This is a genomic window from Pseudomonas sp. LH1G9, assembly GCF_002949975.1.
Lineage (GTDB): Bacteria > Pseudomonadota > Gammaproteobacteria > Pseudomonadales > Pseudomonadaceae > Aquipseudomonas > Aquipseudomonas veronii.
Genome location: NZ_CP026880.1, coordinates 1691534 through 1704201, shown reverse-complemented (window position 1 = coordinate 1704201; position 12668 = coordinate 1691534). Strand labels below are relative to the sequence as shown.

The following is a 12668-nucleotide window of genomic DNA, read 5'->3' as shown; positions in this document are numbered from 1 at the left end:
CGTACCACACAGGACACTCACTATTCCTGGTTCGAACCAGAGGTTTCCTATGAGCGTTTCTGTACCCCCAAGGCCTGCACCCCTGCCCATCCCGCCCAACTACATGCGTGCCGTCGAACAAAAGCAGGTTCGCGAGATGTACGCTCCGCTGGACCGACCGGCCGGCGACCTGCGCTCGGCACAGCAGATCATCGACCAGAGCCCGGTCATGACGCACTTCCTGCAAGGCCGCGACAGTTACGCGATCGCTGATGATCTTAAGCAGCAGGTCGGTGACTGGACCCCATCCAACGCAGACCCGGATGCGCGTGCTGACGCGGCTTACAACCTGGAAAAAGTGCTGCAGTTTCTCGACAACCTTGACGACCGCACCTTGAATGGCAGCCATGCCCGCAACGGGCGTATCGATGGGTTCTTCAACGACGGCTACAGCACCCTGGATAACTCCGAAGCCAGCCGGCTCAAGGCGTTTTCCTTTAAAGGCTATGAAGTGCTGCGCCATCTGCCGAGCTGAAGGCCGAGGGCCTCAACGACCGCCGCCCAGGTCGACGAACGTCCCGGTGGCATAGGACGCCTTGTCCGACAACAACCAGACAATCGCCTCCGCCACCTCGTCCGGCCGGCCGCCACGGGCCATGGGAATCCCGGACTCCAGCTTGCTGACCCGGTCCGGATCACCGCTCAGGGCATGGAAGTCGGTGTAGATATAGCCGGGGCGCACCGCGTTGACACGAATGCCCTCGCCCGCCACTTCCTTCGACAGCCCGATGGTAAAGCTGTCCAGCGCGCCCTTGGAGGCGGCGTAGTCGACATATTCACCCGGCGAACCGAGGCGCGCCGCCACCGACGACACATTGACGATGCTGCCGCCCTGCCCACCATGCCGGGGCGACATACGCAGCACCGCGTGCTTGGCGCACAGAATCGGGCCGAGCACGTTGGTCTTCATGATCTTCAGGATGCGGAACTCGGACATTTCATCAACACGGGATTTATGCCCCACGGTGCCGGCATTGTTGACCAGTGCCGTCACCCGCCCCAGCTCGTTGTCAACACGATGGAACAGCGCGATCACCTCATCCTCGATGCTCACATCGGCGCGCACCGCAATGGCCTGGGCGCCCAGCGCACGGACCTGGTCGAGCACGCGATGAGCGGCCTCTTCGTCCGACTGGAAGTTGATACAAATGCGATAGCCCTGGCGAGCCGCCAGCAATGCCGTCGCGGCGCCAATCCCACGACCGCCCCCGGTGATGATGAGGACTTTGTCCATGCCTACGCTCTCCTGAATCAACCAAATGTTTAGAGTTGGCCCCAAGAATACCCGTCAAGCACGCTGCTTGTCAGGCGCCAGCGCTGCTTGTGCCCGCAGGATGTCGGCCATGAAGCCATCCGCCGGTAACGGATGCCCGAGCAAGTAGCCCTGCAACGCGTTGCACCCCAGGCGGGTGAGGAAGCTCTGCTGGACATCGGTTTCCACCCCTTCGGCGACAATCCGCAGCCCAAGGGCCTGGCCCAGGGCGACGATGGCCGAGACGATGGCGGCGTCGTCGCCGTCGTGTTCCAGGTCTCGCACAAAGCCACGGTCGATCTTCAGTTCGTTGGCCGGCAGGCGCTTGAGGTACATCAGGCTGGAATAGCCGGTGCCGAAGTCGTCAATGGACAGATCGACCCCCATTTCCGACAGCTGCTGCAACACCGTCATGCTTGCATCGGCATCGCTCATGGCGGTGGTTTCGGTAATCTCCAGCGTCAGGCTGTTGGCCGGCAACTGGTGGCGATCCAACGCGGCGGCGACACTCTTGACCAAGCCGGCGTGGCAAAACTGCAACGCCGACAGGTTCACCGCGATTCGCCAGCCTTCATAACCCTGGGCGTACCACACGCGCATCTGACGGCAGGCTTCGTCGAGCACCCACTCGCCAATCGGAATGATCAGCCCGGTCTTTTCCGCCAGCTCGATAAAGGCCGCCGGCAGCAACAAGCCCTCTTGCGGATGCTCCCAGCGCAGCAAGGCTTCGGCGCCTATCGGGGCACCGCTGACAGCGTCGAACTTGGGCTGGTAGTACAAGCGGAACTGCTGCTGCTCGACTGCGTTGCGCAAGTCCTGCAACAACTGCAGTTGCTTGCGCGCGTTAGAGTTCATCGACACATCGAAGAAGCTGTAGCCATTCTTGCCCATGCCCTTGGCGTGGTACATCGCGGCGTCGGCGTTCATCAGCAGTTCCTGGGGCGTACTGCCGTTGCCCGGGAACATCGCGATACCGACGCTGGCTGAAATTTTCAGCACGTGTTCGGCCACCTGGAACGCGCGATTGATCAGCACCACCTGGCGTTCGGCAAGGCCCAGGGCATCATTGGGCTGCGTCAGTTGCACCAGCAGCACAAACTCATCACCGCCGATGCGCGCCAGGGTGTCCTGGCTGCGCAGATCTTCACGCAGGCGCTGGCTGACTTCGCGCAACAACTGGTCGCCCATGTGATGGCCGAAGGCATCGTTGACCGGCTTGAAGCCGTCCAGATCGATAAACATCAGGGCCAGGCAACCGCCCTGCTCTTTCACCGCCTGCATGGCTTGCTGAATCCGGTCGGCGAGCAGGGTGCGATTGGGCAGGCCGGTCAGGGTGTCGTGCAGGGCCAGGTGGGTCAGTTCCTGATTGGCCAACGTCAGCGAGTCGGCCAGCACCGCGGTACGCGCCTCCAGGCGCGCGTCGAGCAACGACGTGAGCAGCGCGATAACCAGCACGGCCAGGCTGGTGACCAACACCAGGTTATCCAGGCCCTTGCCGCTCAAGCCGGTCAGCGCGGCGCCGCAGAAACTGTCGTCGGCAAAACGCGCCGCCGCCATGCCGGTGTAGTGCATGCCGACGATGGCCACGCCCATCACCACGGCGGCGCCACCGCGTGCCAGACGCACATAAGGCGTGTTGCGCCGCAGATTGAAGGCGATCCACAGTGCCGCGCCAGACGCCGCCACCGCGATCAGCAACGAGGCGCCAAACAACGCGGGGTCGTAATCGATGCCCGGCAGCATCCGCATCGCGGCCATGCCGGTGTAATGCATGCTGCTGATGCCGGCGCCCATTATCAGCGCGCCAAACCCCAGTTGCCACATAGGCAGGCGCTGCTGGCTGACCAACCACAAGGCAAAGCCGCAGGACAACACCGCGATCAACAGCGACAACGCGGTAATGTCCAGGTCAAAACCCAGGGCAAACGGCAGCCTGAGCGCCAACATGCCGATAAAGTGCATGGACCACACGCCCACGCCCATGGCCAATGCCCCGCCCAGCATCCACAAGTAGATGGCGCGACCCTTGGCCGTGGCGATGCGACCGGAGAGGTCGAGCGCGGTGTAGGAAGCAAGCACCGCGACGAACAGGGAGATCACGACCAGAGAGGGAGAATAACTACCGATGAGCATGGAACTTCTCGAGAGCGACGGGTTGTAAACACCCGCCCCGGGTGGCAAAGCCGCGGATTGTAGCGAGAATAATTATTGAACAGGTGATTAATTATCATAGGGCCAACATCGGCAATTTGACGTCAATCTGCCCATTCAAAAAGGCCCGGACTTCACTCCTTTTCCGCCACTTGAGTCTGCCCATCCCAACCACCGCCCAACGCGGCGATCAGTTGCACGCTGGCCACCAATCGCGTCTGCAGCAAGGTCAGCACGGTGCGTTCGTTACTCAGCGCCGTCGCCTGCACGGTGACCACATCCAGGTAAGCGATCAGCCCCGCTTTGTATTGGTTCTGGGTCAGGCGCAGCGATTCGCGAGCGGCCTCCAGGGCTTCGTTGCTGACCACGGCTTCGTCTTCCAGCACCTTGAGCTGGACCATGTAGTTTTCCACTTCGCGAAAACCATCCAGCACGGTCTGGCGATACTTGGCCACGGTCTCATCGTAACTGGCCACGGTGCGGTCGACTTCCGCCGAGCGCTGGCCGCCGTCGAACAGGGTCATCGCCAGTTTCGGCCCGACCGACCAGAAGCGGTTCGGCAGGCTGATCCAGTCTGAATAGGTGCTACTGGAATAACCGCCAGCCAGGCTCAGGCTCAGGTCCGGGTAATAGGCGGCCTTGGCCACGCCGATATTGGCGTTGGCGGCGATCACCGAGCGTTCAGCCGAGGCGATGTCCGGGCGCCGTTCGAGCAATTGCGAGGGCAGGCTCACCGGAATCTGCGGCAAGGCCGGGATGTCCTTGCTCACGGCCAGGTTGAAGTTGGCCGGCGCCTCGCCGATCAACACGGCGATGGCGTTTTCCAGCTGGGCACGCTGCCAGATCAGGTCGATCAGGCTGGCCTGGGTGGACTTGAGCTGGGTTTGCGCCTGGGCCACGGCTTCCTTGCCGGAGACGCCGGCGCGGTATTGGTTTTCGGTCATTTGCAGGGAGCGCTGGTAGGTGTCCAGCGTGGCCTGCAGCAGCCGGGTCTGCTCATCCATGACGCGCAGTTGCAGGTAGCTTTGCACCAACTCCGACTGCTGGCTCAAGCGCATCGCGGCCAGGTCCGCCGAGCTGGCTTCGGCGCTGGCCTCTTTGGCTTCCAGGCCCCGGCGCAACTTGCCCCAGACATCGGCTTCCCAGCTCACGCCCAACTGCGCGTTGAGGGTGTCGCGGATGCCGCTGCTGGAACTGCTGAGGCTGGCGTTGCTGCTGCCGGTGCCCTGGCTGGCGCGGGTTTTCCCGACGCTCAGGTCCACCGTCGGGTAAAACGCCCCACGGGAACTGCGCACCAGCGCCTGGGCCTGGCGGAAGCGCGCTTCGGCCTGGGCGACGGTCTGGTTGGCGTTGTTCAGCCGGACCACGAGGTCATTGAGCTGACGGTCGCCGTACAGCTCCCACCAGGCACCACGGGCCAGCGCATCGCTCGGCGTAGCCTGGCGCCAGCCCTGGGCTTGCTTGAACTGCGCCGGCTCGATGACCTCCGGGCGCGTGTAGTCGGGGCCGACGGCGCAAGCGCTGAGCAACACCCCGCAGAGCACCAGGCTGGCGACGCGGGAACCACGGGGCATGGCCAATGTGGCGAAAATTGAATCGGTCATAGCGCAGTGTCCAGGGCAGCATCGGTACGCACGCCGCGCCAAGCGTTGAAACGATGGCGCGCGCGGTCGAGATAAAGGTAAACCACCGGGGTGGTGTAAAGGGTCAGGATCTGGCTGAAGACCAGCCCGCCGATAATGGTCAGGCCCAGGGGCTGGCGCATTTCCGCACCTTCGGCCCTGCCGAGCAACAACGGCAAGGCACCGAGAATCGCCGCCAGCGTGGTCATCAGGATCGGCCGCAGACGCAACAGGCAGGCGCTGCGAATCGAATCCAGCGGGCTCAGGCCATCATTGCGCTCCAGTTGCAGCGCCAGGTCGATCATCAGGATCGCGTTTTTCTTCACCACCCCGATCAACAGGAACAAGCCGAGCAAGGAGATCAGGCTGAACTCGCCGCCCAGCAGGTAGATGGAGAGCAAGGCTCCGACGCCGGCCGACGGCAAGGTCGAGAGGATCGTCAGCGGGTGGATATAACTTTCATACAGAATACCCAACACCAGGTACACCGCCACCAGCGCGCCGAGGATCATGAACGGCTGGCCCTTCTGGGTCGCCGCAAAGGCATCGGCGGTGCCGGCCATCTTGGCGATGACGTCCTCCGGCAAGCCCACCTTGGCAATTGCCCGCTCGATGGCCGCGGTGCCCTGCTCCACCGTCACGCCGGGCGCTATGTCAAAGGCGATGTTTTCCGAGGCGAACTGGCCTTCGTGGCTGACCCGGTCGTCCGCCAGGCTGTTCTCATAATGGGCAATGGTCGACAACGGCACCCGCGCGCCCGTGGAGGTGATCACCTGCATCTGGTTCAGGGTGATCGGGTCCTGGGCGTATTTCGGGTTGACCTCCATCACCACCTGATACTGGTTGAGGCTGTCATAGATAGTCGAGATCTGCCGCTGGCTGTAGGCGTTGTTCAGCACCGCAGTGACCATGTTCATATCGATTCCCAGGCGCTTGGCCTGGTCGCGGTCGACGACCAGCGTCACCTGGGCCGCGCCCCGGCCTTCGCGGGCGTCGATGGCGGTGAGTTCGGGTAACGCACGCAGTGCGGCCACGACCTTCGGGTACCACAGGCGCAGCGCAGACAGATCACCGCTTTGCAGGATGTAGGAATACTGCGCACTGGTCTGGTCACGCCCGCCACCGAATTGCAGGTCCTGGTCAGCCATCAGGAACAGCCGCCCGCCCGGCACCAAGGGCACGTTCTTGCGCAGACGCTCGATCACCGCCTGGGCGGAGACCTTGCGTTCGCTAATGGGTTTGAGTCGAACCAGCATCACCGCGTTGTTGGTGCCGCTGTTGCCGCCGATGAAACCGGCCACGCTGAGCACCGCCGGGTCTTGCAACACGGCCTTGCGGAAAATCTCCATCTTCGGCTGCATCACGCTGAACGACAGCCCATCGTCACCGCGCACAAAGCCGATCAATTGCCCGGTGTCCTGCTGGGGCATGAAGGTTTTCGGCACCACCACATACAGCGCGATATTCACCCCCACCGTGATCAGCAGGCTGAGCAAGGTCAGGCGCCGATGGCGCAGCACCCAGTCCAGGCTGGTGGCGTAGGCCGAGACCATGCGGTCGTTGACCTTCTGGCTCCAACGCTGCAAACCGGTCAGTTGGCCTTTGATATGAGGCTTGAGCCAACGCGCGCAGAGCATCGGCGTGAGGGTCAGCGAGACCACCAGCGACACGATGATCGCCGCCGACAAGGTGATGGAAAACTCACGAAACAGGCTGGTGACGATCCCGCCCATGAACAGGATGGACAGGAACACCGCCACCAGCGACACGTTCATCGACAGCAAGGTAAAGCCGACTTCCTTGGCGCCCAGGTACGCCGCCTTCATCGGCGGCACGCCCTCGTCGATATGCCGGGAAATGTTCTCCAGCACCACGATGGCATCGTCCACCACCAGGCCGGTGGCGAGGATCAGCGCCATCAGCGAGAAGTTGTTCAGCGAGAAACCGAACAGATACATCACCGCGAAGGTGCCCACCAGCGACACCGGCACCGCCAGGGTTGGAATCAGCGACGCACGGAAGTTACCGAGGAACAGGTAGACCACCAGGATCACCAGCCCAACGGCAATCAGCAAGGTCATCTCGGCCTCGTGCAGGGTGGCGGTGATCACCGGCGAGCGATCCATCGCCAGGCTCAGCTTGACGCTGGACGGCAGCACCGCCTGCAATGCCGGCAACTGCGCCTTGATCTGCCGGACGGTCTCGATGATGTTGGCACCGGACTGGCGGTTGATCACCAGCAGCACCGCCGAATCGTTGTTGAAGAAGCCGCTGTTGTAGCGGTCTTCCACACCGTCGCTGATCTTCGCCACATCGCCCAGGCGCAGGGCCGCGCCGTTCTGGTAGCGGATCAGCAGCGGTTCATAGTCCTTGGCTTTTTCCAGCTGGTCGTTGGCCTGGATCTGCCAGTTGCGCTCGGCGTCTTCCAGGGAACCCTTGGGCCGACGCTGGTTGGCGTTGGCGATGGTGTTGCGCACATCGTCGAGGGCCACGCCGTACTGGTCGAGGGCCTTGGGTTCGAGTTCGATCCGCACCGCCGGCAGGGAACTGCCGCCGATCTGCACTTCACCCACGCCCGGCACCTGGGACAGGCTTTGCGACAGGATGGTCGACGCCAGGTCGTACAGCTGGCCCTTCTGCAATACGTCCGAGGTCAGCGACAGCACCATGATCGGCGCCTGCGACGGGTTGATCTTCTTGTAGGTCGGCATGCTGCGCATACCGCTGGGCAGCAGGTTGCGCGAAGCATTGATCGCCGCCTGCACTTCGCGCGCCGCGCCGTTGATATCACGGTTGGAATCGAACGCCAGGATCACCCGCGTCGAACCCTGGCTCGACGAACTGCTCATGGTGGTAATGCCGGCAATCGCGCCGAACGAGCGCTCCAGCGGCGTGGCCACGGTGGACGCCATCACCTCGGGGCTGGCGCCGGGCAGGCTGGCCGACACCACGATCACCGGGAAGTCGATCTGCGGCAGCGGCGACACCGGCAGCAAATTGAAGCTGACACCGCCCAGCAACATGATCGCCAGGCTCAACAGCATGGTCGCGACCGGGCGGCGAATGAAAGGTCCGGACAGGTTCATGACTCAACCGGCTCCAGGCGTTGCGGCTCTTTGCGCCAGCGCCGCCCCAGGCGATCGAAGTACAGGTAGATCACCGGCGTGGTGAACAGGGTCAATACCTGGCTCACCAGCAAACCGCCGACCATCACCAGGCCCAGGGGTTGACGCAGCTCAGCACCGGAACCGGTGGCCAGCATCAACGGCACCGCGCCGAACAGCGCGGCCAGGGTGGTCATCAGGATCGGCCGGAAGCGCAACAGCGCCGCCTGGTAGATCGCGGTCTGCGGGTCAAGGCCCTGGTTGCGTTCGGCGTCGAGGGCGAAGTCGATCATCATGATCGCGTTCTTCTTGACGATACCGATCAGCAAAATGATGCCAATGATCGCGATCATGCCCAGGTCATTGCCGCTGAGCAGCAACGCCAGCAACGCCCCCACCGCCGCCGAAGGCAGGGTCGAGAGGATGGTGACCGGGTGGATGTAGCTCTCGTAGAGCACGCCGAGCACGATGTACATGGTGACCACCGCCGCCAGGATCAGCAGCAAGGTGCTCGACAGCGAGGCTTCGAACGCCTGGGCCGCGCCCTGGAACTGGGTCTGCACGCCCACCGGCATGCCGATGTCTTTCTGGGTCTGGTTGATCAACTCCACGCCCTTGCCCAGTGCGACGCCAGGGGCCAGGTTGAACGACATCATCACCGCCGGGAACTGACCGATATGGGCAATCGCCAACTGCGCCTGGCGCTGTTCCACATGGGCCAGGCTCGACAGCCGCACCTGGCCGCCGTCGGTGGTCTTGACGTGGATCTGATTCAGCGCATCCGGCCCCAGGGTCTCGCCCGACTGGGCCTGCAACACCACGCGGTATTGGCTGGCCTGGGTGTAGATGGTGGAAATCTGCCGCTGACCGAAGGCGTCGTACAGCGCATCGGTGATGGTCGACACGTTGACGCCCAGACGCGAGGCCGCATCGCGGTCGATCACCAGGTACACCTGCAGGCCCTTGTCCTGCAGGTCGCTGGCGACGTCGGTGAGCTGCGGCAACTGGCTCAAGGCATGGACCAGCTTTTCACTCCACAACGCCAGCAGTTCGGCATCGGGTGACGACATGCTGAACTGGTACTGGGTGCGGCTGACGCGGTCTTCGATGGTCAGATCCTGCACCGGCTGCATGTACAGGCGGATGCCCACCAGTTTGTCGATTTGCGGCTGCAGGCGGGTGATCACCTGGGCCGCGCTCAAGTTCCGCTGCCCATGGGCCTTGAGGTTGATCAGCAAGCGACCGCTGTTGAGGGTGGCGTTGTCGCCATCCACACCGATGTAGGACGACAGGCTTTCCACCGCCGGGTCGGCCAGGATGATCTTCGCCAGCTCCTGCTGGCGCTGGCTCATGGCCGCGAAGGAAATCGACTGCGGCGCCTCGGAAATGCCCTGGATCACCCCGGTGTCCTGCACCGGGAAAAAGCCCTTGGGCACCACCAGGTACAGCACCACGGTGAGGCCCAGGGTGGCGATGGCCACCAGCAACGTCAGCGGCTGGTGCTTGAGCACCCACTGCAACTTGCGCCCGTAGGCCGCGATCAACCAATCGATCCAGGCGCCGCTGGCCTTGTAGAAACGGCTCTGTTCTGCTTCCTCGGGCTCACGCTTGAGCAGGCGCGCGCACATCATCGGCGTCAGGGTCAGGGACACCACCAGGGAAATCAGGATCGCCACCGCCAGGGTGATGGCGAACTCGCGGAACAGGCGCCCGACCACATCGCCCATGAACAGCAACGGAATCAATACGGCGATCAGCGACAGGGTCAGGGAAATCAGGGTGAAGCCGATCTGTTTGGCGCCCTTGAGCGCGGCGGCCAGCGGGGTTTCACCTTCCTCGATATAACGCGAGATGTTCTCCAGCATCACGATCGCATCGTCGACCACGAAGCCAGTGGCGATGGTCAGGGCCATCAGCGTCAGGTTGTTGATCGAGAAACCCGCCAGGTACATCACGCCAAAGGTGCCCACCAGTGACAGTGGCACAGCGATCGACGGGATGATCGTCGCGCTGACGCGGCGCAGGAACAGGAAGGTCACCATCACCACCAGGGCAATCGCGATCAGCAATTCGTGCTGCACGTCGGTGACCGAGGCGCGGATGGTCTGGGTACGGTCGGTCAGCACCGTCACATCCAGGCCGGCCGGCAGGTTATCGGTGATGCTCGGCAGCAGGGCCTTGATACGGTCGACCACCTCGATCACGTTGGCACCGGGCTGGCGCTGGATATTCAGCAGCACGGCCTGGTTTTCGTTGGCCCAGGCGGCGAGGCGTTCGTTTTCGGCGCCGTCGACGATCTGCGCGACGTCCTTCAGACGCAGCGGCGCGCCATTTTTGTAGGCCAGGATCAATTCGGCGTATTGCTGCGGCGACACCAGTTGGTCGTTGGCGTCGAGCATCGACACGCGGGTCGGCCCGTCGAAGTTGCCCTTGGGCTGGTTGACGTTGGACGCGGTAATCAGCGTGCGTACATCCGACAGGTTCAAGCCGTTGGCCGCCAGGGCCTCGGGGTTGACCTTGATACGCACGGCCTGGCGCTGGCCACCGGCAATGCTGACCATGCCGACGCCGCTGATCTGCGCGATCTTTTGCGCCATGCGTGTGTCGACCAGGTCATTGAGCTTGGGCAGCAGCATGGTCTTGGAGGTAATCGCCAGGGTCAGCACCGGGGTATCCGCCGGGTTGACCTTGTTGTACACCGGCGGCGCCGGCAAGTCCTTGGGCAGCAGGTTGGTCGCGGCGTTGATCGCGGCCTGCACCTGTTGCTCGGCGACATCCATATTGATGTCGAGGTTGAAGCGCAGGGTCAGCACCGAGGCCCCGCCGGAGCTGGTGGAGGCCATCTGGGTCAAGCCGGGCATTTGCCCGAACTGGCGCTCCAGGGGCGCGGTGACTGCGCTGGTCATCACATCCGGGCTGGCGCCGGGGTACAGGGTCATCACCCGGATGGTCGGGTAGTCCACCTGGGGCAAGGCCGAGACCGGCAACAAGCGGTACGAGATGATCCCTGCCAGGACAATCGCCAGCATACTCAGCGTGGTAGCGACCGGGCGAAGGATAAACAGCCGCGACAGGTTCATGAACCGACCTTTTGCGCCTTGCCGGCGTCAGCGCCGGTCTCCCCTTTGGCCGCGGGCTTGCCTTGCAGGTGCTCGGTCGGCGTGGTCGGGACTTGACTGCTGTCGTTGACCACTTCGACTTCACTGCCGTCCTTCAGGCGGTCGGTGCCTTCCAGCACCACGCGATCGCCGGCGACCAGGCCTTGCTTGATCACGGTGTTGTCGCCGTCGCTATCGCCGACCACCAGGGGCTGGACCTTGACCTTCTTGTCGCCGTCGAGCTTGTAGACAAAGGTGCCGGCGTTGCCGAACTGGATGGCGGCGGACGGTGCCAGCACGACGTTGTGCAGGGTGTCGGCGAGCAGATGCACGTTGACGAACTGATTGGGGAACAGCGCCTGGTCTTTGTTATCGAAGCGCGCCTTGAACTTCAAGGTGCCGGTGGTGACGTCGATCTGGTTATCCAGGCTCTGCAGCACGCCGGTGGCTTGGCGCTTGGCGTCGCCGCGGTCCCAGGCTTCCACCGGCAGCTTGTTGCCGGCGTGGTAACGGGCGAGCACGGTTTCCAGGCTGTTCTCCGGCAGAGTGAAGGCCACGCTGATCGGCTGGGTCTGAGTGATCACCGCCAGCGCCGTGGTGTCGTTGGCGGCCACCAGGTTACCGACGTCAAGCTGACGCAGGCCGACGCGCCCGGTGATCGGCGCGCGGATCTTGGTGAATTCGAGGTTGAGCTTGGCGTCGTCGACCGCGCCCTGGTTGGTCTTGACCGTGCCTTGGTATTGCAGGACCAGCGCTTCGGCGGTGTCCAGGGTTTGCTTGGCGATACTGTCCTGGGCATACAAGCCGCGATAACGCTCGACATCGACCTGGGCGTTTTTCAACTGGGCCTGGCTCTGCATCAACGTGCCCTGGGCCTGGAGCAAGGCGTTCTGGTAACTGCGCGGGTCGATTTCCGCCAGCAGGTCGCCGGCCTTGACCATCTGCCCTTCTTCAAAGGCGATCTTCACCAACTCGCCGCCCACCCGGCTGCGTACATTAATAGTGTTGAGCGCGGTGACCGTCCCCAATGCCTTGTAGTACACCGGGAACTCCCCCAGCACCGCCGGCGCCACGCGCACCGGCACCGGACCGGTGGAGCCGCCGAAACCAGGGCGCGCCATGCCCGTTTTACCGGTGCGGCCGGCTGGCGCTTCTGGATGGGGCGCGCCGGTGGGCCAGAATTTCCAGCACAGGCCGGCGATAACCAGCAGCACGAGCAGGCCGAACAGCCAGCGACGGGAGTTGCGGGGGGAGGATTGCATGGAGTGATCAACCATTGGGCGCGAGGGCTTCTTCTTTGGGAGGCTGAAAGATAAGCACTGGGGCGCGTTAAGAAAAGCGCCTTTACCGGCTATTTACCTTGGGCTTACAACTTTTAACTTTTGAGCTTAGTCCACCGGCT

Annotated in this window: 7 protein-coding genes; 1 reads left to right on the top strand and 6 read right to left on the bottom strand. The window is 63.2% G+C overall.

What is annotated here, in order from left to right; translation table 11 throughout:
* The first annotated feature begins 49 nt into the window (after positions 1-49).
* Positions 50-514, top strand: coding sequence for a hypothetical protein (locus C5F70_RS08130; RefSeq protein ID WP_226940717.1), 465 nt, complete (start codon positions 50-52; stop codon positions 512-514).
* A 12-nt stretch (positions 515-526) separates the two neighbouring features.
* Here C5F70_RS08130 and C5F70_RS08125 read toward each other — a convergent pair whose 3' ends face one another.
* The 6 genes from C5F70_RS08125 to C5F70_RS08100 all read right to left on the bottom strand — a co-directional run bounded on the left by C5F70_RS08125 (position 527) and on the right by C5F70_RS08100 (position 12543).
* Positions 527-1273 (bottom strand): SDR family oxidoreductase, encoded by a 747-nt coding sequence (locus C5F70_RS08125; protein WP_046383198.1) that lies wholly within the window; start codon positions 1271-1273, stop codon positions 527-529.
* A 54-nt stretch (positions 1274-1327) separates the two neighbouring features.
* Complete coding sequence (locus C5F70_RS08120; protein WP_104903066.1) at positions 1328-3424, bottom strand: bifunctional diguanylate cyclase/phosphodiesterase; 2097 nt, start codon at positions 3422-3424, stop codon at positions 1328-1330.
* Between the two features lie 152 nt (positions 3425-3576).
* Entirely contained in the window at positions 3577-5046 is a 1470-nt protein-coding gene (locus tag C5F70_RS08115) for an efflux transporter outer membrane subunit (protein ID WP_017848439.1), read from the bottom strand.
* Complete coding sequence (locus C5F70_RS08110; RefSeq protein ID WP_102618159.1) at positions 5043-8150, bottom strand: efflux RND transporter permease subunit; 3108 nt, start codon at positions 8148-8150, stop codon at positions 5043-5045. The genes C5F70_RS08115 and C5F70_RS08110 overlap by 4 nt, the downstream gene beginning before the upstream one ends.
* The gene (locus C5F70_RS08105) at positions 8147-11248 is read right to left on the bottom strand and encodes an MdtB/MuxB family multidrug efflux RND transporter permease subunit (protein ID WP_102618160.1); all 3102 of its coding nucleotides are present in this window, start codon (positions 11246-11248) and stop codon (positions 8147-8149) included. Before C5F70_RS08105 ends, C5F70_RS08110 begins: the two co-directional genes overlap by 4 nt.
* Positions 11245-12543: an MdtA/MuxA family multidrug efflux RND transporter periplasmic adaptor subunit gene (locus C5F70_RS08100; protein ID WP_026140210.1), complete on the bottom strand. Its 1299-nt coding sequence runs from the start codon at positions 12541-12543 to the stop codon at positions 11245-11247. The genes C5F70_RS08105 and C5F70_RS08100 overlap by 4 nt, the downstream gene beginning before the upstream one ends.
* Between the last annotated feature and the right edge of the window lie 125 nt (positions 12544-12668).